A 24,300-nucleotide genomic window follows, 5' to 3' on the forward strand; every position below is an offset into this window, starting at 1 on the left:
ACGGCCGTGGGACGCACGTTTCGGCATCGCCGATCGGTGGGTCTCGCGTCTCAGGATGGCTAGGCTGACCGCCATGACCGCACGCCTGCGCACCCTCGGCGCCGCCGACCGCGACGAGGCGATGGAGTATCTCGCCGCCAGCCCCGTCGAGAACCTTTTCCTCATGTCGAAGCTGAACATGTTCGGCATCGACCGCCGCAGGCTCGGCATTCTCTGCGCCTGGCAGCGCGACGACCAGATCAGCTCCCTGCTGCTCGACGGCGGGACGGCGTGCGTGGCGGGATTCGACCCGGAGGCCCTGCCGGCGTTCGTGACCGAGCTGGGCCCGGTGCGGCGCTGCAGCTCCATCGTCGGGCCGGCCATCAGCGTGCTGGGCCTCTACGTCGGCCTGTCCGGCCGCTGGCCTGGAGGCTGGGGCACGGTCTCCAACATCCGCCGCCGCCAGCCGCTGATGCTGCTGGACCACGTCAGCGACGTGATTCCCGACCCGCGCGTCAGGCTGCTCGGAACCGGTGACTTCGAGAGCTACCTCGAGGCGTCCGTGCACATGTACACCGAGGAGATCGGCTCGTCGCCCTACAAGTTCGGGCCCGGCTACGAGCGGTTCGTGATGGACCGCCTGCAGCGCGGCGACGCCTACGGCATCGTCGAGAACGGCCGGGTGATCTTCAAGGCCGATCTCGGCCCGCAGTACGGGACCCAGGCCCAGCTACAGGGCGTCTGGATCGCGCCCGACCTCCGCGGCACCGGCCTCAGCGTCCCGGCATTGTCCGGGATGCTCGGGCTCGCCATGCGCCGGTACCCGTCGATCAGCCTGTACGTCAACGACTTCAACACCCCGGCGCTCCGCGCCTACGAGCGCCTCGGTTTCGTCGAGGTCAGCGCCTTCGCGACCGTGCACTACTGAGCCTGTCAGCGCCCCCGGGGCACCCGGCGGTAAGATCGCCCGCGTGATTGCCAAGCTCTCGACTCTTTTCGTGCGCACTCTGCGTCAGGACCCCGCCGACGCGGAGGTGCCCAGCCACCGCTGGCTGGTGAGGGCGGGCTACATCCGCCGCGCCGCGCCCGGCATCTACACGTGGCTGCCGCTCGGGCTCAAGGTCCTGCAGAAGGTCGAGGCCGTCGTCCGCGAGGAGATGGAGGCCATGGGCGCCCAGGAGGTGCACTTCCCGGCGCTGCTGCCTCGAGAGCCCTACGAGCTGACCAACCGCTGGACCGAGTACGGCGACAACCTGTTCCGCGTCGTGGACCGGAAGGGCGCCGACATGCTGCTCGGCCCCACTCACGAGGAGATGTTCACGCTGCTCGTCAAGGACCTGTACTCGTCGTACAAGGACCTGCCCCTGTCACTGTTCCAGATCCAGACGAAGTACCGCGACGAGGCCCGCCCGCGCGCAGGCCTGCTGCGCGGCCGCGAGTTCGTGATGAAGGACTCCTACTCCTTCGACATCGACGACGCCGGCCTGGAGGCCTCGTACCAGAGGCACCGCGAGGCCTACATCCGGATCTTCACCCGGCTGGGCCTCGACTTCGTGATCGTCGCCGCGATGGCCGGTGCCATGGGCGGATCCCGCTCCGAGGAGTTCCTGGCCGTCGCGGCCAACGGAGAGGACACGTTCGTCCGCTCGCCGGGCGGCTACGCGGCCAACGTCGAGGCCGTACGCATCGCGGCTCCCGCGGCGCTGCCCCTCGGCGACGCCCCAGCCATGGCGCTCGTCGAGACGCCCGAGGTGGGCACCATCGCCGGCGTGGTGGACCTCATGAACTCCAGCCACCCGCGCGAGGACCGCCCGTGGGCCGGCGCCGACACGCTCAAGAACGTCCTGTTCATGGTGACCGACCCCGACGGCACCCGCCGCCCGCTCGCGCTGGGCCTGCCGGGCGACCGCGAGGTCGACCTCAAGCGCCTCGAGGCCGCCCTCGAGCCCTCCGAGGCCGCGGTGTTCACCCCCGACGACTTCGAGAAGTACCCCGACCTGCACGTCGGGTTCATCTCTCCGGTCAGCCTCGACGGCACGCGCGTCCTCGGCGAGGAGTCGGCCACGGGGATCCGCTACGTCGTCGACCCCCGCGTCGTCGACGGCACGTCCTGGCTCACCGGCGCCAACGTGGTCGACCACCACCTCACCGGCGTCACCGCGGGTCGCGACTTCACCGCCGACGGCATCCTCGACGTGGCCGAGGTGCGGGAAGGCGACCCGGCCCCCGACGGCTCGGGCCCGCTGCACCTGGCCCGCGGCATCGAAATGGGTCACATCTTCCAACTCGGGCGCAAGTACGCCGATTCGCTGGACCTGAAGGTCCTGGACCAGAACGGAAAGCTCGTCACCGTCACCATGGGCTCCTACGGGGTCGGCGTGTCGCGCGCCGTGGCCGCTGTCGCGGAGGAGACCTGCGACGACAAGGGCCTGAGCTGGCCCGTCGAGCTCGCCCCCTACCAGGTACACATCGTCGCCACAGGCAAGGACCAGGCCGTCTTCGACAAGGCCTTCGAGATCGCCGGCGAGCTGGAGGTCAGCGGGGTCGACGTGCTCGTCGACGACCGCAAGGCGAGCCCCGGCGTGAAGTTCGCCGACGCGGAGATCATGGGTATGCCCGTCATCCTCGTGGTGGGTCGTGGGCTGGCGGAGGGGAAGCTGGAGCTCCGCATCCGCGCCACCGGGGAGAAGTCCGAGATCGACGTCGACCACGCCGTGGCGTCGCTGCTGGCGGCGCTCGGCCGGTAGCACCTCAGCGGGGTCGGTCCGGGACCGCCGAGGGCGTCCGCCGACGCGGTCTCAGGCCACCCAGCCCGGCCACGTGGGCACGGAGGAGCCCAGCGCCTGGATGGGGGAGACCTGCCCCGTGAGTCGGGAGCGCCACACCGACGCATCGTCGGCGGCCACCAGCGACGCGTACCCCTCCAAGAGGTTGCCCTCCAGGCGGGCCCAGCCGGCGCGGATGGTCGTGGCGTCGTCCATGTCGGTCGGCAGCACGAAGGACGCGGGCTGCTCGGGCACGCCGTCGGTGAACGCGGCCCGCAGCTCGTTGCGCAACTCCTTCGCGGCGGCCAGGCGGGCGGCGCCCAGCGAGGCAAGGGAATCGGACGAGGAGAGCCTGCCGAGGCCGACGCCGAGGCCGTAGACCAGTGCCCAGGCGTGGCTGATGGCGACCTCGAGGGCCGCGTTCCGCGTCGGCGCGACGAGCCGTCTGGGGGCGGCGTCGCCCTCGGTCGGCGCCACGGACCGGTCCAGCAGCGCCGTCGTCGCGGCAGATGCCGACGCCCAGGTCAGCCGCAGGTCGGCCTCGGACGCGGCGGCCGCCGACGAGTTGAGGGCCTTGGCGGCGGCCTTGATGCGGCTCCTGAGTTCCTTGGCCGCCGAGGTGGCGTTCGCAGGGGTCGCGGGAGTCGCCGCCTCGACGGTGAAGGCGTCCTGCTCCTCGGCAGACAGCGGATCCGGCAGGCTCAGCAGCGCCAGGTGCGCGTCGACCTGCGTGGATGCCTTCTGCACCCACGCCTGCTCGGTCCAGGCGGGCAGGGTGACGAGGGTCTGAAGCAGGGCCGACAGCTCGGTCAGGGCGACCTGCGTCGCGGTGTCCTGCGGCGACTGAGTCGGCGCCGGAATCGACGGCGCGAGCGCGGGTTCGCCGTCGACGACCGGGCTCGCTGCGCATCCCGACACGGTCAGGGCGAGGGCGGCGAGCGCGGCACGTCGGGAGATCAGCACGGCCCCACCTTAGTGTCCGGTTCTTAGGCGGGTGGGGTGGGTATGCTTGTCCGGCACAACCAACCTCACAACCGGATGCGGAGCCGAAACATGCAGGAATCCACGCTCACCGCCGTCATCGAGCCGATTCTGGCGGATCACGGACTGGAGCTCGACCGGCTTGAGGTGACGCCCATCGGGAAGCGTTCCGTGCTGCGCATCACCATCGACGGTGACGGCCCCGAGGGCCGCGGCCCCCTGCTCGACGACATCGCGCAGGCCTCCCGGCTCATCTCCGAGGCGCTGGACGAGTCGGCCGCCGTCGGCAACGCCCCCTACACGCTCGAGGTCAGCTCGCGCGGCGTCAGCAAGCCGCTGACCGAGGCCAAACACTTCCGCCGCAACCGCGGGCGGCTCGTCAAGCTCTGGCTCGAGGAGGGCCAGGTCACGGGCCGCATCCTCGCAGTCGCGGACGAGGTGGTCACCGTCGACATCGACGGGACCGAGCGCCAGGTTCCCCTGGCGGACATCACGAAGGCCGTCGTCCAGGTGGAGCTGAACCGCCAGGCCGACGACCTCGACGGAGAGGACAACTGAACATGGACGTCGATCTTGATGCGCTGCGCACCATCGAGCGGGACCGCGAGATCCCGATGGACTACCTCCTGAAGACGCTGGAGGACGCGCTGCTCAACGCCTACACCAAGACCCCGAACGCCCTGCGCGGCGTCAAGGTCGAGGTGGACCGCAAGTCGGGCAAAGTCGCGGTGCTCGCGCCGGAGTTCAACGATGACGACGAGGTCATTGGCTACTTCGATGACACGCCGGAGGACTTCGGCCGTATCGCGGCCGCCACGGCTCGTCAGGTCATCTTCCAGCGGATCCGCGAGGCCGAGGACGACCAGAAGTACGGCCACTTCCAGGGCGTGGAGGGCGACATCCTGGTGGGCACCGTCCAGCAGGACCGCGACTCGAAGGCCATCCGCGTCGACCTGGGCGAGCTCGAGGCCGTCATGCCGCTGGCCGAGCAGGTCCCCGGCGAGGACTACGCTCACGGCCGCCGCCTGCGCGTCTACGTCGTGAGCGTTCGCCGCGAGCTGCGCGGCCCGCAGGTCATCGTGTCCCGCACGCACCCCGGCTTGGTGAAGAAGCTGTTCGCGCTCGAGGTGCCCGAGATCGACAAGGGCGTCGTGGAGATCAAGGAGATCGCCCGCGAGGCCGGCCACCGCACCAAGATCGCCGTGGTCTCGAACGACCAGAACGTCTCCGCCAAGGGCGCCTTCATCGGCCCGATGGGCCAGCGGGTGCGCGCCGTCACCAACGAGCTGGGCGAGGAGAAGATCGACATCGTCGACTTCTCGGAGGACCCGACGAAGTTCGTCGCCGCCGCGCTGTCTCCCGCCAAGGTTCTCTCCGTCACCGTCGTCGACGAGGCCGCCCGCGCCTGCCGCGCCATCGTGCCGGATTACCAGCTGTCGCTCGCCATCGGCCGCGAGGGTCAGAACGCACGCCTGGCCGCCCGCCTCACCGGCTGGCGCATCGACATCCAGCCCGACGTGCAGCGCTGAGACTGCCTCCAGAGCTCCCGTCCCGTTCGCGGGGCGGGAGCTCTGCGTCTCTGGTCGGTTCCCTGAGCCCACCGCGGGTCCCTGAGCCTGTCGAAGTGCTCAACGACCCTTTTCCCTGAGCCCACCGCGCTTCCCTGAGCCCACCGCGGTTCCCTGAGCCTGTCGAAGGGCGCCGAGCGGAGCGAGGCGGGACTCGGGTTGACCCTTCGCTCCGCTCAGGGCGTTTCGACAGGCTCAACGACCCGGAATCGGTTCCCTGAGCCCACCGCGGTTCCCTGAGCCTGTCGAAGGGCGCCGAGCGGAGAGAGGTCTCCTGATCGCCAAAGCCCCTTCGCTGCGCTCAGGGCGTTTCGACAGGGCCTGTGCTGAGCCTGTCGAAGTGCTCAACGACCCGGTTCCCTGAGCCTGTCGAAGGGCGCCGAGCGGAGCGAGGCGGGACTCGGGTTGACCCTTCGCTCCGCTCAGGGCGTTTCGACAGGCTCAACGACCCGGAATCGGTTCCCTGAGGCTCGCCCGGTTCCCTGAGCCTGTCGAAGGGCGCCGAGCGGAGCGAGGTGGTGTACCCGGCCCACGGCACGAGGGTGAACGCAGCACCAACAGCTGGTTGCCGTACGATGTCCCGACGATGAGCACCACAGGGAAGATCTTCGACCGACTGCGCCGGCCCCGACATGTCTGGGGACGGCTGGTCCTGCTGCTCGTGCCCATGGCCGTGATGGGCGTGTGGCTGAAGCTGCTGAGGATCGGCGCGTTCTACTCGGACGCCGGGCCGCTGGAGGTCGCCGCGAAGGTGTCCTCCGACGTCGCGTTCGGAGCCGCCTGGGTCCTGCTGTGGCTGCTCGCCTGCTACTTCACCCGTGGTCGTCCCCGCAGGACGCTGTTCTACCTCGCGCACGTTGCGACGCTGGCGTTCGGCCTCCTGACCGTCATCAACCACGAGTACATGATCCGCACGGGCACGCCGCTGACGCTGGCGAAGATGGCCTTCGCGATCAGCGAGGGAGGGCAGCTCGGCGGGCTGTTCGGGTCACAGATCACGGCCAGCGCCATCGCCCTGATCGTGTTCGTGGTCCTGGCGACCACCGTGCTGCCGACGGTCCTCGGCTCGCTCGGCTCCCGCCTGATCCGTCGCCGCCCCACCCGGCGCGTCAAGGTGGTCGCCGCCACGGCCCTCGTGATGCTGCTGGTGGCCAGCACCTGGACGGCCCCGACGTCGTCCGCCGCGTTCTCTCTGTCGGCACCGGTTCAGCTGGCGATGTCGCCGGTGCGCGAGGCCCAGGCCTACCCGGCCGCGCTCGGCGAGAGCCCGACGCCCGACCCGGACTCGACGAAGCTCGTCGCCCGGGACGCGTCCGCCGAGCAGAAGAACGTCGTCGTCATCACGCTGGAGTCGCAGCGGGACTCGTCGACGTTCCCCGAGACCAGCGAGCCCGTCACGCCCATCCTCGACGCGTTGAAGGAGGACGTGGCGATCGCGCCGGAGCGCGGCTACACGGTGCTGCCGCACACCTCGAAGGCGCTCACCTCCGTCTACTGCGGGCAGACGCCGCCGCTCGACAACCAGAACTCCGAGGCCGATCCGGGCTCGCTGCCGATGCGCTGCCTCCCGGAGCTGCTGGCCGAGCAGGGCTACAACACGACCTTCTACCAGAGCGCCACAGAGAACTTCGAGCGTCGCCGCGGCACGGTCACCAACTTCGGCTTCGATGAGTTCACCCCCGTCGACGAGATGGACACCGCGGGCTACAACAAGGCCGGCTACTTCGGCTGGGAGGACGACATCATGCTCGCGCCCGAGCGTGAGTGGCTGGAGGCCAACGGCGACGAGCCGTTCCTGATGGGCATGCTGACCGTCACCGCCCACCACGACTACAACCTCGACGGCTGGGAGACGATCGACTTTGTCGACGACCCGCTGCTGAACAAGTACCTCAACGTCGTGCACTACCAGGACCAGTTCGTCGGCAAGGTCCTCGACATGTTCAAGGACCTCGGCCTCTACGACGACACGATCTTCGTCATCACCGGCGACCACGGCGAGGGCTTCGGCGAACACCGCATCTACCAGCACGACGACACGATCTACGACGAGGGCCTGCGGATCCCGTACCTCATCATCGACCCGTCGCGCGACGCGCAGACCGTCGACGGGGCCGCGAACCAGCTGGCTGTCGTGCCGACCGTCGCGGACCTGGCCGGGTTCGACCTCGTCAGCAATGACGAGTACCACCCGTCGCTGGTCAGCGGCGATGAGCAGGGCACGCTGTTCGCGACCTGCTACGCCCGCGGGAAGTGCGCCGCCACGTTCACGGGCGAATACAAGGTCATCCACCACTTCGGGGACCGTCGCGACGAGGTCTTCAACCTCGTCGAGGACCCCCACGAGCTGCACGACCTGGCTGCGGAGATGGACAGCGAGTGGATCGCCGAGCAGGCCGACGCGGCGGTGGCCTGGTACCTCACCACCGAGCACGCCTACGCCAACTTCCGGGGCGAGGAGTAGCGGTGCCGGTGCGCACCTGCATCGCGTGCCGCGCCCGCGCCCCCCAGTCGGAGCTTGTGCGTCTGGTGCGCCGCGGGGATCTCGTCGTCGACGCGACCGCGCCCCGACTGGAGGGGCGGGGCGCCTACGTCCACCGTGGCTGCATCGAGCTTGCCGTGAAGCGGCAGGCGGTACGCCGGACGTTCGGCCCCGGCGCCGAACTCGACGCCTCGCTGCGCGCCGATCCGGCCTGACGCGCGACACGCTCCCGCCACGCGGCGGTTGGCCCGACGCGGCAGGCCGCGTTATGATGTCCCTCGGCCCACGTGCGCGTGGGTGCCATCGTTCCACGCCCCACGGGGCAGCAACCAAAAGGTGGGCTAACGCTCATGACCACTCGATGAGTATCAGACGATGACCAAGCACAACTAGGGATCCCGGCCTCGGACGGTCGGGACCTGCGAAGGAGAGTAGTGGCTAAGCCTCGCGTCCACGAGATCGCCAAGGAAATCGGGATCACCAGTAAAGAACTGCTGGCCAAGCTGGGGGAGATGGGCGAATACGTCCGCGGACCGTCCTCCACGCTGGAGACGCCGGTGGTTCGTCGCGTCCGGGAGGCGTACAACGCCCCCGGCGATGACGCCCCCAACACCCCCACCGCGGCACCGGCCCCCAGGCCGGCGCCGAAGCCCGCCGCGCGTCCGGCCGCCAAGCCGGCCAGCCCGGCGGCCCCCGCCGCGCCGAAGCCTGCCGCCGCGCGCCCCGCGGCACCGGCGGCGCCGACCGCGACCCCCGGTGCCCCGACCGCGTCGGAGAGCCAGGCCGCGTCCCCGGCGCGTCCTGCCGCCCCGCGCCCGGCCGCGCCGAAGCCGCACGCCCCGGCACCCAAGCCCGCCGCGCGTCCCGCGGCTAAGGCCCCCGGCAGCCGTTCCGGCGGCGCGCCGGCCCCCGGCCCGCGTCCCCAGGCCCCCGGCCGTCCGGGAGCCCCGACCCCCGGCCCCCGCAAGCCGGGCGCCCCGCGCCCCGGCAACAACCCGTTCGCCGCGTCCCAGGGCATGGGTACGCAGCAGCGTCGCAACGACCGCCCCGGCGGCGGTCAGCGTCGCGACGGTGCGGCCCCCCGCTCCGGCGGTGACCAGCAGCGCATGCCGCGCCCAGGCGGCACCGGCGGCCTGCCGGGCATGCCGCGCCCCAACCCCGCGATGATGCCGAAGACCGCGAACGCTGCCATCGGCGCGCGCCCGAGCCGTCCCGGCGGCGGCCCCGGCCGTGGTCGTCCCGGCGGCGGCGGTGGCGGCGGTGGCCGTCCCGGTGCCGGTGGCCCGCCCATGGGAGGCGGCATGGGTGGCGGTCGCGGCGGCGGTCGTGGCCGCAGTGGCGGCACCCAGGGGGCATTCGGTCGTGGTGGCTCCGCAGGTAAGCGGGGTCGCAAGTCGAAGAAGCAGCGCAGGCAAGAGTTCGACCAGATGGAGGCCCCGACGATCGGCGGCGTGCGTCTGCGCAAGGGCGACGGCGCGACCGTCCGCCTGCGTCGCGGCGCCTCGCTGACCGACCTCGCCGAGAAGATCGGCGTGGAGCCGGCGTCGCTGGTGCAGGTGCTGTTCCACCTCGGCGAGATGGTCACGGCCACGCAGTCCGTCGCCGACGACACCCTCGAGGTGCTGGGCGCCGAGCTCGACTACAACATCGAGGTCGTCTCGCCCGAGGACGAGGATCGCGAGCTGCTCGAGAGCTTCGACCTGGAGTTCGGCGAGGATCTCGGCGGCGAGGAGGACCTCGCGCCGCGTCCGCCGGTCGTCACGGTCATGGGCCACGTCGACCACGGAAAGACGAAGCTGCTCGACGCGCTGCGTCACACCAACGTCGTGGCGGGCGAGGCCGGCGGCATCACGCAGGCCATCGGCGCGTACCAGGTCGAGACCGAGGTCGACGGCAAGGACCGCAAGATCACCTTCATCGACACCCCCGGTCACGAGGCGTTCACCGCCATGCGTGCCCGCGGAGCGAAGTCGACCGACATCGCGGTGCTCGTGGTCGCGGCCGACGACGGTGTGATGCCCCAGACGATCGAGGCTCTGAACCACGCCAAGGCGGCCGAGGTGCCGATCGTGGTCGCGGTCAACAAGATCGACAAGGACGCGGCCGACTCGACCCGCGTCCGCGGCCAGCTGTCCGAGTTCGGCCTGGTCCCCGAGGAGTACGGCGGCGACACCCAGTTCGTCGACGTGTCCGCCGTGACCCGTCAGGGCCTCGACGAGCTGCTCGAGTCCATCGTCCTGACCGCCGACGCGGCCCTGGACCTGCGCGCCAACCCCGACATGCCCGCCCAGGGCGTGGCGATCGAGGCGCACCTCGACAAGGGCCGCGGCCCGGTTGCCACCGTCCTGGTGCACCGCGGCACGCTGCACGTCGGCGACTCGATCGTGGCCGGCTCGGCCCACGGCCGCGTCCGCGCCATGATCAATGATCAGGGCGAAACTGTCGACGCCGCCCCGCCGTCGCTGCCCGTGCAGGTGCTCGGCCTCACCGCCGTGCCCGGCGCTGGCGACAACTTCCTGGTTGTCGACGATGACCGCATGGCCCGACAGATCGCTGACAAGCGTGAGGCCCGCATGCGTGCGGCGCAGCAGGCGAAGTCCAGCCGTCGCAAGACCCTCGACCAGCTGTTCGAGCAGCTGGAGAAGGGTGAGACGCAGGAGCTGTTGCTCATCCTCAAGGGAGACGGCGCCGGTTCCGTCGAGGCCCTCGAGGACGCGCTGTCGAAGATCGAGGTCGGCGACGAGGTGTCGCTGCGGGTCATCGACCGTGGCGTCGGTGCGATCACCGAGACCAATGTCTCGCTGGCCGCCGCCTCCAAGGCCGTCGTCATCGGCTTCAACGTGCGGCCCACGCCGCACGCGCAGCAGCTGGCCGACCGGGAGAACGTGGACATCCGCTTCTACTCGGTCATCTACCAGGCCATCGACGAGATCGAGGCGGCCCTCAAGGGCATGCTCAAGCCGATCTTCGCCGAGGAGGTCCGCGGACACGCGGAGATCCGCGAGATCTTCCGCTCGTCCAAGTTCGGCAACATCGCGGGTTGCATGGTCACGAACGGCTCCATCCGCCGCAACGCCAAGGCGCGTCTGCTGCGCGACGGCGTCGTGATCGCCGACACCTCCATCGCGTCGCTGCGTCGGGAGAAGGATGACGCCTCCGAGGTCCGCGAGGGCTTCGAGTGCGGCATGACGCTCTCGAACTACAACGACATCAAGATCGGTGACGTCGTGGAGACGTACGAGATGGTGGAGAAGGAGCGCGAGTGATGGCAAATCCCCGCAACGCGAAGCTGGCCGACCAGATCAAGGTAGTCGTCGCCAAGACCATCGAGCGCCGGGTCAAGGACCCGCGCCTAGGGTTCGTGACGCTGACCGACGTCCGGCTGACCGGTGACAACCGTGAGGCGACCGTGTTCTACACGGTGCTCGGGGACGACGAGCAGCGCGCCGGCACCGCCGCCGCGCTGGCGTCGGCCACCGGCATGCTCCGCAGCACGGTCGGTTCTCAGCTGGGGCTCCGCTTCACGCCGACGCTCACGTTCATCGAGGACGCCACGCCCGAGACGGCCAAGCAGATCGAGGATCTGCTGGCCAGGGTGCAGGCCAGCGACGCCGCTGCGGCTGCGTCGTCCGAGGGGAAGGAGTTCGCCGGCGAGGCGGACCCCTACCGCAAGCCGAGGCTGTCCGAGGAGGACGACGAGCAGTGAGCTCACCTTCAGGGCTGGTGATCGTCGACAAGCCGTCGGGGGTCACCAGCCACCAGGTTGTCGGGCGCCTTCGCAGGCTGCTCGGCACCCGCAAGATCGGGCACGCCGGGACTCTGGACCCGATGGCCACCGGGGTGCTGATCCTCGGAGTCAACCGGGCCACCCGGCTGCTCGGCCACCTTGCCCTGCACGACAAGGAGTACCTCGCCACCGTCCGGCTGGGGGAGTCGTCCCCCACCGACGACGCGGACGGCGAGGTCGTCTTCGTGGCCGACGCCACCGGCCTGACCGAGGCCGACGTGGACGCGGCCCTCGAGCCGCAGCGCGGCGACATCCTGCAGCGGCCCTCCGCCGTCTCCGCTATCAAGGTCGACGGCAAGCGCGCCTACGCGCGCGTGCGCTCGGGTGAGGACGTCGTCCTCAAGGAGCGACCCGTCACGGTCTCGCGCCTCGAGGTGCTGGGCGTGCGGCCCGCCGGGCGTTGCCTGGACGTCGACCTCGCCGTCGAATGCTCGTCCGGGACCTACGTCCGGTCCATCGCCCGCGACCTGGGCGACGCGCTCGGGGTGGGCGGCCACCTCACGGCCCTACGCCGTACCCGCATCGGTGGCTACGGCATCGACGACGCCGTTACGCTGGGCGACGAGCCGCCGCGGCTGATGGGCATGGCCGACGCCGCCCGGCTCAGCTTCCCCGTCGTCGACCTGACCGAGGCTGAGGCGCGGGACGTCGGCTTCGGCCGGTCGCTGCAGCGCGTCGTCCCGGCCGACCCGACCGGCGTCATCGGCCCGGACGGGGATCTGCTGGCCCTCTACCGACCCTCGGGCAATGGCTCGGTTCCGGTTGCGGTGCTGGTGTGAGGATGTCACATTGAATCCCGTGAAGGACATCCAGCACGGCAGCGTCGTCGTCATCGGCAACTTCGACGGAGTCCACCAGGGACACCGCAAGGTGCTGACCGAGGCCACCGGTGACACCCACCACCCCCTGATCGTGGTCACCTTCTGGCCGCATCCCGTCTCAGTGCTGCGGCCCGACAAGGCCCCGAAGCTGCTGACGGACCTGCGGAGCCGTATCGAGCTGCTCAAGGAGGCGGGCGCCAGCGAGGTGCGCGTCATCCGCTTCACCAAGGACGTCGCGGCCATGTCGCCTGCGGCCTTCGTCGAGCGTTTCCTGCTGCCGCTGCGTCCTGTCCGGGTCGTGGTGGGGGAGAACTTCCGATTCGGCAACCGGGCCTCGGGCGATGTGTCCACGCTCGCGGAACTGGGAAAGGGGCACTTCGAGGTGCGCCCGATGTCGCTGGCCTCCGTCGACGAGGAGATCAGCTGTTCCACGGGGGTGCGCGCGGCGCTCGAGGCAGGTGACGTCCGCACGGCGGCGCTGCATCTGGGTCGTCCGTTCCGCTTCCGTGGGGTCGTTGAGGTCGGGGACCAGCGCGGCCGCGAGCTGGGCTTCCCCACCGCGAACCTCGCCGTTCCCAACGAGATGGCCGTTCCCGCCGACGGCGTGTACGCCGGCTGGCTGACCAGGCTGGACGAGCCCGACGCCCCGCGGCTTCCCGCCGCGATCTCGGTGGGCACGAACCCCACGTTCGACGGGGCCGACCACCGCGTCGAGTCCTACGTTCTCGGCCGCACCGACCTCGAGCTGTACGGCGTGGAGATCGGCGTCGACTTCGTTGACCGCATCCGCGGGCAGGTGCGTTTCGCCGGCATCGCGGCGCTCATCGACCAGATGAACGACGACGTCGCCGCGACGCGGGTCATGCTCGCGATCGACGACTGAGTGCCTACAGGGCCGTGAGGCTCTTCTTGTAGATCGCGTAGTGGGTGCTGGGAGTCTCGCCCTCCTCGACCTGACGCACCTCGGGCTCGTCGACGAAGAGGTGCTCGCCCGTGGGGTGGTATTCCAGCGAAATGTAGAGCGGGACGGCCTTGTAGTTGTTGGGGTCGACGGCCAGGAAGACCGCCGTGTACCCGCGCTCGCGGGCCGCCTGCTCGATGAAGCGCGTCAGGAGCCGGCCGGCGCCCTGGCGACGGGCGGACTTGAACACATACATGTGCCGCAGCTCCGGCGTCAGCTGACCCGCCTCGAAGTCGATGACCGCGCTGCCGACAGGCCGTTCTCCGTCTCGCACGACGGCGAAGATGATGCGACCTGTGCCCTGCTGGCGGAAGTGCTCGTCGACCAGCCCCAACTCGGGTCGGTCCTGGTGCTGGCGGAGGACCTCCAGGTCTGCATCGGTTGCTTGGCTGACGGTCAAGACCATGGCTCCTCCTCGAGTCGATCACTGATGTGGCCTCACATTAGCGCGCGTACGTCCCGTTGAGGAGGGGCTGCGCTTGTGGAGAACCCCGCGTTGGTCAGGGCAATTAGGCCCGCACCTGCGCCGGATGGTAGTCTTCTCAGGTTGCCGTCGATCGGCCACGGCCCGGTAAGAGTCCCGAAAGCACCCGCGACTGGGACGCCGTGCAGCGAACTGGAAGGAGCACCAAGTATGGATGCAGAGCTGAAGAAGAAGACGATCGAAGAGTACGCGACCGCGCCTGGTGACACCGGTTCGCCTGACGTGCAGATCGCGCTGCTGTCCAAGCGCATCGCTCACCTGACCGAGCACCTGAAGCAGCACAAGCACGATCACCACAGCCACCGTGGCCTGATGCTCATGGTCGGTAAGCGTCGCCGCCTTCTCAACTACGTTGCGAAGAACGACGTCGACCACTACCGCGAGCTCATCGCGCGCCTCGGGCTGCGTCGCTGACCTCGTCTCGACTTCTCACGCAGGGCGTCCCCTTGAAGGGGGCGCCCTGCGTCGTTGTTCCCGGGCTACAGGGAGAGCCTCGCGGTGAGTTGCGTCGGGTGCCCGAAACGGTGGTTGGTGATGGAGACGGCCTGCTCCCGCACGTAGGGGAGTAGCGCGATCCGGCCGGCCGGCACGCTGGGCCCGTCGTACACCGTCAGGTCGATCGAGCCGCCGACCGCCGCCAGCAGCGACCGGCTGCCGAGGTGCCGGACCCGGCCGATGGCCGAGGCGTCGAAGGCCGCGTCCGCGACGACGGTCACGGCGAAGCCTGCGGCCTCGAGCGTGTCCGCCAGGTCGCTGGGCGGCGCGGTGCGGAAGGAGAACCCGACCCGCGAGCCGGCCGCCAGGGCCGCGGACGCCTCACGGAGCACGTCGCGCGCGCTGGCCTCCTCGACGCGCACCGTGACCGGGACCGGCCGGTAGCGCAGCACGTTGATCTCGCTGACCAGCGCCGACGGGTCGTGCGTGACGCCGAAGATCGCGCGGGCGGCCGCCTCGTCGGAGACCGCGGCCTGGTGCAGCCAGCGGGCGTCCTCAGCGTCGAGCAGCCCGACGGCGCGGCCGACGAGTCGAGCGACGGTCGGGGCGCGCAGCGCGCCTCCCGCGACGGGCGCGGCCGGCTCCCAGCGGCCGAAGCCGGTGAGGTAGTTCGGACCTCCCGCCTTGGTGCCGGGACCGACGGCCGAGCGCTTCCAGCCGCCGAACGGCTGGCGGCGGACGATGGCGCCGGTGATCGTGCGGTTGACGTAGGCGTTGCCGGCCTGGATCCGGTTGATCCAGCGCTGCACCTCGGTGGCGTCCAACGAATGGAGCCCGGCGGTGAGTCCGTAGCGGGTGCCGTTCTGCCAGGCAATGGCCTCGTCGAGGTCTCGCGCGGCCATCAGCCCCAGCACGGGGCCGAAGTACTCGGTCTGGTGGAACTCGCTGCCCGGGCGCACGCCGTCGCGGACCCCGGGTCGCCACAGCCGGTCGTCGAGGCGCTCCGGCTTGAGTAGCCAGCTCTGCCCCGGCTCCAGTTCCGTCAGGCCGCGCAGCAGCTTCTCGCCCGGCTCCTCCGTCAGGGGACCCATCTCCGCGAGGGGCTCGTCGGGCCAGGCGACCGTCAGCGAGCGGGCGGCGTCGAGGACCTGGTCGAGGAAGCGGCGGGACTTCGCCACGTCGCCCACCAGGATGCCGAGCGACGCGGCCGAACACTTCTGGCCGGCGTGCCCGAAGGCCGAGTACACCAGGTCGGCGGCGGCCAGGTCGAGGTCCGCCGACGGGGTGACGACGATGGCGTTCTTGCCAGAGGTCTCCGCCAGCAGGTGGAGATCCGGGCGCCAGGAGCGGAACAGCTCGGCGGTCTCCGCCGCGCCGGTGAGGACCACCTGGTCGACGCGGTCGTCCGTGATGAGCTGCTCGCCGAGAGGGCCGTCCTCGATGAACAGCAGCTGCGCTGCGTCGGCCGGGATCCCCGCCCGGCGGCACGCCTCGATCAGCAGCGCGGCGATCCGACGCGCGGGCGGTGCCGGCTTCAGGATGACGGCCGACCCCGCGGCCAGGGCGGCGGCGACGCCGCCCAGCGGGATGGCGATGGGGAAGTTCCAGGGGGAGGTGACCAGCACGAGCGCCGGCGGGACGTGCGTCGCGCCGACGACCTGTTCGGCGGCCAGCGTCGCGTAGTAGTGCGCGAAGTCGCAGGCCTCGGAGACCTCGACGTCGGCCTGGTCGATGAGCTTGCCCACCTCGTCGGCGGCGACGCGGACCAGGTCGCTGCGCGCGGCCTCGAGCTCGGTTCCGAGGCGGTGCAGCGCGGCGACCCGCTCTTCGACGGGCGTCGAAGCCCACTCGGCCCCCGCCGCGCGGCCGGCCGCGACGACCCGCGCCACCGTGGCGGCGTCGTCAGTTGTCGCAGCGTCGAGGGTGTCGGCGCCGAGGTCGGGGCAGGGGAGCCCGGCGCGGATGGCCTCGGCCCAGGCCTGGTTCGCGGGCAGGGCCGGGTCCGTGTCGCTGGTGTTGGCGAAGCCGTCCGTAACGGCACTTCGGATCTGCGTCTGCCAGGCCGTCGGCACCGGGTCGTCCAGGTGTGTGCAGGCCGCCCGGAAGCGGGCCTCCTCGCGGTCGAGGAAGGCGGGGTCGCTGCCGAGCGAGGCGGCCCCGGACATGAAGTTCTCCGGAGCGGCGTTCTCCTCGAGCCGGCGCACGAGGTAGGAGATCGCCGAGTCGTACTCGGCGCGCGGGACCACGGGCACGTAGAGCCTCAGCCCGCCGACCTCGTCGCGGATCACGTGCTGCAGCGGCACCGCCATGCCCGAGAGCATCTCGATGTCGACGGCGCCGGTGACGCCGCGCGCCTTCGCCAGTTCCCACGCCATGGCCAGGGTGTAGATGTTGTGGCTCGCGACGCCGATCTGGACGCGGGCCGTGCGCTCCGGCGTCAGGCACCGGTCCAGCGCCCGCAGGTAGGACGCGTCCGTGGTCTCCTTGGTGGGGTGCACGGGATTCGGCCAGCCGCGCAGTTCGGCGTGTACCTTCTCCATGGCGAGGTTGGCGCCCTTGACCAGCCGCACCTTGATCGGCACCCCGCCGGCGGCGACGCGGGCCGCGGCGAACGTGTCAAGCTCGTCGAGCACGAGGCCGGACTCCCGCAGGTAGGTCTGGATAGCGACGCCGGCGCGGAGGCGGAGCAGGTCGGGCTCCATCAGCAGCCGGCGAAACACGTCGAGGGTCAGGTGGAGGTCGCGGTACTCCTCCATGTCCAGGTTGACGAACTTCCCCTCCCGGGCGGCGAGCGTCATCAGCGGCCGCAGCCGCTCCACGGCCGCGTCGACGGCCGCGGCGTGCGCCCACTGCGAGTGCGCGCCGAGGACGGAGGAGACCTTGATCGAGACGTAGTCGACGTCGTCGCGGGCCAGCAGCTTCGTCGTGGCGTCGAGACGTGCCGCGGCGTGCTCGTCGCCGAGGACGGCCTCGCCGAGCAGGTTGATGTTGAGGCCGGATCCGCCGGCACGCAGCCGCTTCAGCACCGGAGCGAGCTGGCCGTGCGTGTCGACGACGAGGTCGCCGACCAGCATCGCAAAGGTACGCCGCACGGCCGGCAGCGCGGCGCGCGGCGCGGCGCCGACCGAGCGCATGGCCACGCGCAGCGGTACCGGCAGGAAGTCGACGGGGCGCTTCGACAGCTCGAGCAGCGCGCGGGAGGCCACCTGGGGGTCCTCGGGGCGCATCACGGAGTCGACGAAGTCCAGTGTGAAGCGCAGCCCGGACGGGTGCTTCAGGGCGGCGGCCAGGAGCCGTGCGGCCCTGGGCTCGGGGTGGGCGCGGCACTCGTCGGCCCAGCGACGGGCGGTCGCGACGGCGCTCTCGGTCAGCGAAGCGATGTCGATCTGCTGCATGAGTACATGGTGACCTACGCGCACCGATGGCGTCGATTCGGGTCTGACAGCTAGAATGTGGACGGCCTGGAGTTCTTCAGGCATGTCAATGTGCGGCCCAGAGCGGTGTGAGTCTGGTCCTCGGTAGTGGCCCTCGGGTTCCCCCGTGCTGGGGAGGCCCCGCAGGCCTCGATCGAAGACCGGCTGGCGCGACGGGGAAGAGCCCCGTGGGTTCTCGGGCGCACAGCTACCGAAAGGAGCCTGTCCGTGGAAGGACCAGGCATCGAATTCGCCGAAGCCATCATCGACAACGGCAAGCACGGCAAGCACACCGTCCGCTTCGAGGCGGGCGTGCTCGCGCAGCAGGCCGACGGCTCGGCCGCGGTCTACCTCGACGGCGACACCATGCTGCTGTCGGCGACCACCGCCCAGAAGACCCCGCGCGACGCGATCGACTTCTTCCCGCTGACGGTCGACGTCGAGGAGCGCATGTACGCCGCGGGCCGCATCCCCGGCTCGTTCTTCCGTCGTGAGGGCCGCCCGGGCGAAGGTGCGATCCTCGCCTGCCGCCTCATCGACCGCCCGCTGCGCCCCGCCTTCGTCAAGGGTCTGCGCAACGAGGTCCAGGTCGTCGTGACCGTGCTGGCCCTCAACCCCAACGTCATGTACGACGTGGTGGCCATCAACGCCGCCTCCATGTCGACCCAGATCGCCGGGCTGCCCTTCTCCGGCCCGATCGGCGGCGTGCGCGTAGCCCTGATCGACGACCAGTGGGTCTGCTTCCCGACCGTCGAGCAGGTCGCGAAGTCGACCTTCCAGATGGTCGTCGCGGGCCGCGTCCTCGAGGACGGCGACGTCGCGATCATGATGGTCGAGGCCGGCGGCACCGAGGCCACCTGGGAACTCGTCCGCGCCGGGAAGACCGCGCCGACCGAGGAGATCGTCGGACAGGGCCTCGAGGCCGCGAAGCCCTTCATCAAGACCCTGTGCGACGCGCAGTCGGAGCTCGCGGCCAAGCTGCCGAAGGAGACCTACGACTTCCCGGTCTTCCGCGACTACCAGGACGACGTCTTCGCCGCCGTCGAGGAGCTCGCCGCGACCCGGATCGGCGAGGCGATGACCATCGCCGGCAAGCAGGAGCGCGACGACGCCACGCACGCCATCCGCCAGGAGGTCACCGAGGCGCTCGCCGAGCGTTTCGCCGGCCGGACCAATGAGATCTCGGCCGCCGTCAAGGCGCTGACCAAGAAGATCGTCCGCCACCGCACCCTGACCGAGAAGGTCCGCATCGACGGCCGTGGTGTCACCGACATCCGCGCGCTGTCCGCCGAGGTTGCGGTCATCCCGCGGGTGCACGGCTCTGCGCTGTTCCAGCGTGGCGAGACCCAGATCCTTGGCGTCTCCACCCTGAACATGCTGGACATGGAGCAGAAGATCGACACGCTCTCGCCGGAGACGACGAAGCGCTACATGCACAACTACAACTTCCCGCCCTTCTCGACCGGTGAGACCGGCCGCGTCGGGTCGCCGAAGCGCCGCGAGATCGGCCACGGGGCGCTCGCCGAGCGTGCGCTCGTGCCCGTGCTGCCGACCCGCACCGAGTTCCCCTACGCGATCCGTCAGGTCTCCGAGGCGCTGGGCTCCAACGGCTCCACCTCGATGGGCTCGGTCTGCGCGTCCACCATGTCGCTGCTGAACGCCGGCGTGCCGCTGAAGGCCCCCGTGGCCGGCATCGCCATGGGCCTCATGAGCGAGGACGTCGACGGCGAGACCCGGTACATCGCGCTGACCGACATCCTGGGCGCCGAGGACGCGCTGGGCGACATGGACTTCAAGGTCGCGGGCACCCGTGACTTCGTCACCGCCCTCCAGCTCGACACGAAGCTCAACGGCATCCCCGCCTCCGAGCTCCAGAAGGCTCTCCTGCAGGCCCGTGACGCCCGGCACACCCTGCTCGACGTCATGGGCGAGGCCATCGACATGCCCGACGAGATGAGCCCCTACGCGCCGCGGATCATCTCCCTGCGCATCCCGGTCGACAAGATCGGCGAGGTCATCGGCCCCAAGGGCAAGGTCATCAACACGATCCAGGACGAGACCGGCGCCAACATCTCCCTCGAGGACGACGGCACCGTCTACGTCGGCGCGGAGTCGGGCGAGGCCGCGGAGGCCGCCGTCGCGCAGATCAACGCCATCGCGAACCCGCACATGCCGGAGCGCGGCGAGCGTTACCTGGGCACCGTCGTGAAGTTGACCAGCTTCGGTGCCTTCGTGTCGCTGATGCCGGGCAAGGACGGCCTGCTGCACATCTCGAAGCTCCGCGTGCTCGCCGGTGGCAAGCGCGTCGAGGACGTCGAGGACGTGCTGAGCGTCGGCCAGAAGCTGCAGGTTGAGATCTCCGACATCGATGACCGCGGCAAGCTGTCGCTGGTCCCCGTCGTCGAGGAGACCGAGGCGGCCGACGAGGCCTGAGCCTCACGCTGAACGCCTGAGAAGGGGGCGCCGGGGATTCCCCGGCGCCCCCTTCGTGCGCTCCGTGGGGCTTTCGACGTGTGGTTGACTGGGGAGGACAGCGAAGGAGACCAGCAATGAGCGAGATCAGGGTCGGCGTGTTCGGCGCCAGTGGGCGGATGGGCAGCCAGGTCGTCCACGCGGTGGACAAGGCCGAGGGCATGACCATCGTCGGGGGAGTGGACATCGGCGAGCCACGCGAGACGGTCGGGCCAGCTCAGGTCATCGTCGACTTCACGCATCCGGACGCCGTGATGGACAACATCGAGTGGGCGGTCAGCCACGGCATCAACATGGTCATCGGCACCACGGGATTCACACCGGAGCGCATCGCGCGCGTGCGAGAACTGGTCGAGGCCCATCCGAAGGTCGGCGTGCTGATCGCGTCGAACTTCGGCATCGGCGCCATCCTGATGATGCGGTTCGCGGAGATCGCGGCGAAGTTCTACCCGTCGGTCGAGATCATCGAGCTGCACCACCCCAACAAGGCCGACGCGCCGTCGGGCACGGCCGCGACGACCGCACGCCGGATCGCCGCTGCCCGCGACGAGGCCGGGCTCGGCCCGGTCCCGGACGCGACGGTGCACGACGACCGCGCCCGTGGCGCGGTCATCGACGGCATCCACGTGCACGGCGTGCGGCTGCAGGGGCTGGTCGCGCACCAGGAGGTGCTGTTCGGGCAGGCAGGGGAGACGCTGACGATCCGGGAGGACTCCTACGACCGGGTCTCCTTCATGCCCGGCGTCGTCGCGGGCATCCGCCACATCGTCGCGCACCCCGGCCTGACCCTCGAGATGGACGACGTCCTCGACTTCTGACCCTCCCTTAGGAGACTCCCGACCCTCCCCGAAAATCGGTCAGTGATCGATTCTCCCCGGTCCGGCGTCGAGAATCGCCCACTGCCTCGCCCCGTCCGCCGAAGTCACCGTCGCGCGAGCGGTCTGACTACGATGGGGCGCATGTCTGCCATCGACACCGTCCGCCTCGCCCTGCCTTCCGAGGCCGTCGACGTCGCTCGCATCCAGCGGCGCGCCTGGAGCGAGTCGGAGGTGCTGGCGGCGGCGGTGGCCGACATGCCCGCCGATGAGGCGGCCCGCGCCTGGCACGAGGCGATCGTCAAGCCGCCGCTGGCGCACTTCCGGGTGCTCGTCGCGATCGGGGATGCGGGCGTCGTCGGATTCGCGGTCACGGGGCCTTCGCCAGACGACGACGCCGACGAGCGCGACGGGGCCATCGGCGAGTTCGTGGTGGACCCGAAGTTCCGCGGCCACGGGCACGGCTCGCGGCTCATCAACGCGGCCGTCGACACGCTGCGCACCGACGGCTACCACGTCGCGACGATGTGGGTCCGGGCCGCCGACGACGCGTTGCGCGCGTTCCTCGTCGGGTGCGGGTGGGGTGCCGACGGCGCCCACCAGGAGGTCGCCGTCGACGAGTCGGGGGTGCACACCAAGCTGGTGCGCCTGCACACCGACATCTCGCCGGCCGGCTGACCGTCGCACGCACAGGCAGTGGGCGTTTCTCGTCGCCGGACCGGGGAGAATCGATCACTGACCGATTCTCGGGATGGGCCGGGGCGCCGTGCTGTCGAGGGCCGCTGACGGGCCGATCGGGGCCGGGACACACTAGGGTGAGACCCATGAACGATGTGAAGACGCCGCCGAAACTGGCCCCCGGAACCCTGCGCGTGATCCCGCTGGGCGGGCTGGGCGACGTCGGCCGGAACATGACCGCGTTCGAGATCGACGGCCAGATCGCCCTCGTCGACTGCGGCGTCCTCTTCCCCGAGGACCACCACCCCGGCGTCGACCTCATCCTCCCCGCCCTCGACTACCTCGAGGGGCGCGAGCAGGACATCGTGGCCCTGGTGCTCACCCACGGCCACGAGGACCACATCGGCGCCGTTCCCTACCTCCTGAAGCGCCGCCCCGACATCCCGGTCTACGGCTCCAAGCTGACGCTGGCCTTCGTCGCCGCGAAGCTCCGCGAGCACCGCATCAGGAACTTCACCCTCGACGCGGTCGAGGAGGGCGACATCCTCGAGATCGGGAACTACGAGTTCGAGTTCCTGGCCGTCAACCACTCCATCCCCGACGCGTTGGCCGTCGCCATCCGCACCAAGGCCGGCCTGGTGCTCCACACAGGCGACTTCAAGATGGACCAGCTGCCCCTCGACGGCCGCATCACCGACCTGCGCGGCTTCGCCCGCCTCGGTGAGGAGGGCGTCGATCTGTTCATGGCCGACTCCACCAACGCCGAGGTGCCCGGCTTCACCACCCCCGAGCGCGACACCGTCCCCGCGATCCAGCGGGTGTTCGAGAGCTCCACTGGCAAGCTGATCGTTGCCTGCTTCGCGTCGCACGTGCACCGCGTGCAGCAGATCCTCAACCAGGCCGTCCGCTACGACCGCAAGGTGGTCTACGTCGGCCGCTCGATGGTCCGCAACATGTCGACGGCCCGAGACCTCGGCTACCTGCAGGTCCCGGCGGGTACGCTGATCGAGCTGAAGGACATCGACAAGTACCCCAAGGACAAGGTCGTCATCGTCTCCACGGGGTCGCAGGGTGAGCCGCTCGCCGCGCTGAGCCGCATCGCGAACAAGGACCACCCCGTCATCGAGGTCGGCCCCGGCGACACGGTCCTGCTGGCCAGCTCCCTGATCCCCGGCAACGAGAACTCCGTCTACCGCGTGATCAACGCGCTGTCGAAGCTCGGCGCCAACGTCGTGCACAAGGGCAACGCGCTGGTGCACGTCTCCGGCCACGCCTCGGCCGGCGAACTGCTCTACTGCTACAACATCCTGCGCCCGAAGAACGCCCTGCCGGTGCACGGCGAGGCGCGTCACCTCATCGCCAACGGCAAGCTCGCCGAGCTGACGGGCGTGCCGCACGAGCGCGTGCTGGTGATCGGCGACGGAGACGTCGTCGACCTGAAGGACGGCGTCGCGAAGCAGGTGGGCTCCATCGACGCGAGCTACATCTTCGTCGACGGCTCCTTCGTCGGGGACATCTCCGACTCGATCATGGACCGCCGCATCCTGGGCGAGGAGGGGTTCGTCTCCGTCATCACGGTCGTCGACCTGCACAACCGGAAGATCGTCTCCGGCCCAGAGGTCCAGATCCGCGGCCTCGCCGAGGACGACTCGGTGTTCGAGGACGCACGCTCCCGCGTCGCGAAGGCGCTCGAGGACGCGATGAACGACGGCGTCAACGACGCCTACCGGCTGCAGCAGATCACACGCCGCACCGTCGGCCAGTGGGTGAGCAAGCGCCTGCGTCGCCGCCCGATGATCGTCCCGGTGGTCGTCACGACGTAGTCGCCGCGTGGTGGGCCGCCCCGGTTTGACCCGCTGCAGCCCGCCGCGTAAAGTAGCCCATCGGTGCATTGCCCCCTGGTTTGATATCGGGTCGGGCGTCCCCAACGCTTTTGAAGTTGAAACGAAGGTAGGTCAGTCGTGTACGCGATCGTGCGCAACGGTGGCCGTCAGCACAAGGTTGCTGTCGGTGACGTCCTGGACATCGATCTGGTGTCCGAAGAGGTCGGCGGTACCGTCACCCTGCAGCCGCTGCTGCTGGTCGACGGCGACTCGATCACCTCTGACGCGAAGAAGCTCGACAAGGTGTCCGTCACCGCCGAGGTTCTTGGCGAGACCAAGGGCCCGAAGATCCGGATCCTGAAGTACAAGAACAAGACCGGTTACAAGAAGCGCCAGGGTCACCGTCAGCGGTACACCCAGGTCAAGGTCACCGACATCAAGGCCTGAGGAGGAACTTCAGATGGCACACAAGAAGGGCGCGTCCTCGACGCGCAACGGTCGTGACTCGAACGCTCAGCGTCTCGGCGTCAAGCGCTACGGCGGTCAGGTTGTCGGCGCGGGCGAGATCCTCGTCCGTCAGCGTGGCACCCACTTCCACCCCGGCGACGGCGTCGGTCGTGGCGGCGACGACACGCTGTTCGCTCTCGTTGAGGGCCAGGTCGAGTTCGGCGTGAAGCGCGGTCGTCGCGTCGTCAACGTCGTCCCCGCCTGATCCGGGAAGACACTCTCCGAGAAACGGCCCTTCGGGGCCGTTTCTTCGTTTTTGCAGGCACGAACCGCGCGGATGACCCGCGCCGCGGTCGCAGTAAGCTGGCCGCAACCGACCCCTAGGAGTC

The 24,300-nt window shown here is 70.0% G+C and carries 20 protein-coding genes; 17 read left to right on the top strand and 3 right to left on the bottom strand.

Going from position 1 to position 24,300, the window contains the following annotated elements:
- Positions 1 to 73 precede the first annotated feature (73 nt).
- Both QH948_RS05205 and QH948_RS05210 read left to right on the top strand, forming a co-directional pair.
- The gene (locus QH948_RS05205) at positions 74 to 907 is read left to right on the top strand and encodes a GNAT family N-acetyltransferase (protein WP_281145805.1); all 834 of its coding nucleotides are present in this window, start codon (positions 74 to 76) and stop codon (positions 905 to 907) included.
- Between the two features lie 43 nt (positions 908 to 950).
- On the top strand, positions 951 to 2,726 hold the full coding sequence (locus tag QH948_RS05210; RefSeq protein WP_281145806.1) for a proline--tRNA ligase: 1,776 nt from the start codon (positions 951 to 953) through the stop codon (positions 2,724 to 2,726).
- A gap of 51 nt (positions 2,727 to 2,777) precedes the next feature.
- Here QH948_RS05210 and QH948_RS05215 read toward each other — a convergent pair whose 3' ends face one another.
- Positions 2,778 to 3,707: a hypothetical protein gene (locus QH948_RS05215; RefSeq protein WP_281145807.1), complete on the bottom strand. Its 930-nt coding sequence runs from the start codon at positions 3,705 to 3,707 to the stop codon at positions 2,778 to 2,780.
- A gap of 90 nt (positions 3,708 to 3,797) precedes the next feature.
- On the opposite strand from QH948_RS05215, the gene rimP reads away from it, so the two are divergent.
- From rimP to QH948_RS05255, 8 genes are all read left to right on the top strand, one after another.
- Positions 3,798 to 4,283, top strand: a complete 486-nt coding sequence (rimP, locus tag QH948_RS05220; RefSeq protein WP_281145808.1) for a ribosome maturation factor RimP — start codon at positions 3,798 to 3,800, stop codon at positions 4,281 to 4,283.
- Between the two features lie 2 nt (positions 4,284 to 4,285).
- The gene (gene nusA, locus QH948_RS05225; RefSeq protein ID WP_281145809.1) at positions 4,286 to 5,254 is read left to right on the top strand and encodes a transcription termination factor NusA; all 969 of its coding nucleotides are present in this window, start codon (positions 4,286 to 4,288) and stop codon (positions 5,252 to 5,254) included.
- A gap of 625 nt (positions 5,255 to 5,879) precedes the next feature.
- Positions 5,880 to 7,757, top strand: coding sequence for an LTA synthase family protein (locus tag QH948_RS05230; RefSeq protein WP_281145810.1), 1,878 nt, complete (start codon positions 5,880 to 5,882; stop codon positions 7,755 to 7,757).
- Between the two features lie 2 nt (positions 7,758 to 7,759).
- Entirely contained in the window at positions 7,760 to 7,990 is a 231-nt protein-coding gene (locus QH948_RS05235) for a YlxR family protein (protein ID WP_281145811.1), read from the top strand.
- Between the two features lie 219 nt (positions 7,991 to 8,209).
- Positions 8,210 to 11,041 carry a translation initiation factor IF-2 gene (gene infB, locus QH948_RS05240; protein WP_281145812.1) on the top strand — a complete coding sequence of 944 codons (2,832 nt, stop codon included), beginning with the start codon at positions 8,210 to 8,212 and terminating at the stop codon, positions 11,039 to 11,041.
- Entirely contained in the window at positions 11,041 to 11,481 is a 441-nt protein-coding gene (rbfA, locus tag QH948_RS05245; RefSeq protein ID WP_281145813.1) for a 30S ribosome-binding factor RbfA, read from the top strand. The genes infB and rbfA overlap by 1 nt, the downstream gene beginning before the upstream one ends.
- Positions 11,478 to 12,341, top strand: a complete 864-nt coding sequence (gene truB / locus QH948_RS05250) for a tRNA pseudouridine(55) synthase TruB (protein WP_281145814.1) — start codon at positions 11,478 to 11,480, stop codon at positions 12,339 to 12,341. Before rbfA ends, truB begins: the two co-directional genes overlap by 4 nt.
- Positions 12,342 to 12,360: 19 nt before the next feature.
- Positions 12,361 to 13,266, top strand: a complete 906-nt coding sequence (locus QH948_RS05255) for a bifunctional riboflavin kinase/FAD synthetase (protein WP_281145815.1) — start codon at positions 12,361 to 12,363, stop codon at positions 13,264 to 13,266.
- A 4-nt stretch (positions 13,267 to 13,270) separates the two neighbouring features.
- Here QH948_RS05255 and QH948_RS05260 read toward each other — a convergent pair whose 3' ends face one another.
- Complete coding sequence (locus QH948_RS05260; protein WP_281145816.1) at positions 13,271 to 13,750, bottom strand: GNAT family N-acetyltransferase; 480 nt, start codon at positions 13,748 to 13,750, stop codon at positions 13,271 to 13,273.
- 228 nt (positions 13,751 to 13,978) lie between these two features.
- On the opposite strand from QH948_RS05260, the gene rpsO reads away from it, so the two are divergent.
- Entirely contained in the window at positions 13,979 to 14,242 is a 264-nt protein-coding gene (rpsO, locus tag QH948_RS05265) for a 30S ribosomal protein S15 (protein WP_219080282.1), read from the top strand.
- A 65-nt stretch (positions 14,243 to 14,307) separates the two neighbouring features.
- On the opposite strand, the gene QH948_RS05270 is transcribed toward rpsO, so the two are convergent.
- On the bottom strand, positions 14,308 to 17,658 hold the full coding sequence (locus QH948_RS05270) for a proline dehydrogenase family protein (RefSeq protein ID WP_281145817.1): 3,351 nt from the start codon (positions 17,656 to 17,658) through the stop codon (positions 14,308 to 14,310).
- A gap of 246 nt (positions 17,659 to 17,904) precedes the next feature.
- Between QH948_RS05270 and QH948_RS05275 the strand changes: the two genes are divergently transcribed.
- The 6 genes from QH948_RS05275 to rpmA all read left to right on the top strand — a co-directional run bounded on the left by QH948_RS05275 (position 17,905) and on the right by rpmA (position 24,176).
- Positions 17,905 to 20,109 carry a polyribonucleotide nucleotidyltransferase gene (locus tag QH948_RS05275; RefSeq protein WP_281145818.1) on the top strand — a complete coding sequence of 735 codons (2,205 nt, stop codon included), beginning with the start codon at positions 17,905 to 17,907 and terminating at the stop codon, positions 20,107 to 20,109.
- Positions 20,110 to 20,225: 116 nt separating this feature from the next.
- Positions 20,226 to 20,966 (top strand): 4-hydroxy-tetrahydrodipicolinate reductase, encoded by a 741-nt coding sequence (gene dapB / locus QH948_RS05280; protein WP_281145819.1) that lies wholly within the window; start codon positions 20,226 to 20,228, stop codon positions 20,964 to 20,966.
- Between the two features lie 141 nt (positions 20,967 to 21,107).
- Complete coding sequence (locus QH948_RS05285; protein ID WP_281145820.1) at positions 21,108 to 21,641, top strand: GNAT family N-acetyltransferase; 534 nt, start codon at positions 21,108 to 21,110, stop codon at positions 21,639 to 21,641.
- A gap of 146 nt (positions 21,642 to 21,787) precedes the next feature.
- Complete coding sequence (locus QH948_RS05290; protein ID WP_281145821.1) at positions 21,788 to 23,464, top strand: ribonuclease J; 1,677 nt, start codon at positions 21,788 to 21,790, stop codon at positions 23,462 to 23,464.
- 138 nt (positions 23,465 to 23,602) lie between these two features.
- On the top strand, positions 23,603 to 23,911 hold the full coding sequence (rplU, locus tag QH948_RS05295; protein ID WP_219080268.1) for a 50S ribosomal protein L21: 309 nt from the start codon (positions 23,603 to 23,605) through the stop codon (positions 23,909 to 23,911).
- A 13-nt stretch (positions 23,912 to 23,924) separates the two neighbouring features.
- Positions 23,925 to 24,176 (top strand): 50S ribosomal protein L27, encoded by a 252-nt coding sequence (gene rpmA, locus QH948_RS05300; protein WP_219080266.1) that lies wholly within the window; start codon positions 23,925 to 23,927, stop codon positions 24,174 to 24,176.
- The last annotated feature ends 124 nt before the right edge of the window (positions 24,177 to 24,300 follow it).

Source organism: Tessaracoccus lacteus, from assembly GCF_029917005.1.
GTDB classification, from domain to species: Bacteria; Actinomycetota; Actinomycetes; order Propionibacteriales; family Propionibacteriaceae; genus Arachnia; species Arachnia lactea.

Excerpts from the sequence above, each read along its gene's own strand:
- QH948_RS05290 (WP_281145821.1), top strand. The coding sequence starts at position 21,788 with ATGAACGATGTGAAGACGCCGCCGAAACTGGCCCCCGGAACCCTGCGC.
- rpsO (WP_219080282.1), top strand. The coding sequence starts at position 13,979 with ATGGATGCAGAGCTGAAGAAGAAGACGATCGAAGAGTACGCGACCGCG.
- QH948_RS05270 (WP_281145817.1), bottom strand. The coding sequence starts at position 17,658 with ATGCAGCAGATCGACATCGCTTCGCTGACCGAGAGCGCCGTCGCGACC.
- dapB (WP_281145819.1), top strand. The coding sequence starts at position 20,226 with ATGAGCGAGATCAGGGTCGGCGTGTTCGGCGCCAGTGGGCGGATGGGC.
- rimP (WP_281145808.1), top strand. The coding sequence starts at position 3,798 with ATGCAGGAATCCACGCTCACCGCCGTCATCGAGCCGATTCTGGCGGAT.
- QH948_RS05205 (WP_281145805.1), top strand. The coding sequence starts at position 74 with ATGACCGCACGCCTGCGCACCCTCGGCGCCGCCGACCGCGACGAGGCG.
- rbfA (WP_281145813.1), top strand. The coding sequence starts at position 11,041 with ATGGCAAATCCCCGCAACGCGAAGCTGGCCGACCAGATCAAGGTAGTC.
- QH948_RS05285 (WP_281145820.1), top strand. The coding sequence starts at position 21,108 with ATGTCTGCCATCGACACCGTCCGCCTCGCCCTGCCTTCCGAGGCCGTC.
- QH948_RS05260 (WP_281145816.1), bottom strand. The coding sequence starts at position 13,750 with ATGGTCTTGACCGTCAGCCAAGCAACCGATGCAGACCTGGAGGTCCTC.
- rpmA (WP_219080266.1), top strand. The coding sequence starts at position 23,925 with ATGGCACACAAGAAGGGCGCGTCCTCGACGCGCAACGGTCGTGACTCG.
- nusA (WP_281145809.1), top strand. The coding sequence starts at position 4,286 with ATGGACGTCGATCTTGATGCGCTGCGCACCATCGAGCGGGACCGCGAG.
- QH948_RS05230 (WP_281145810.1), top strand. The coding sequence starts at position 5,880 with ATGAGCACCACAGGGAAGATCTTCGACCGACTGCGCCGGCCCCGACAT.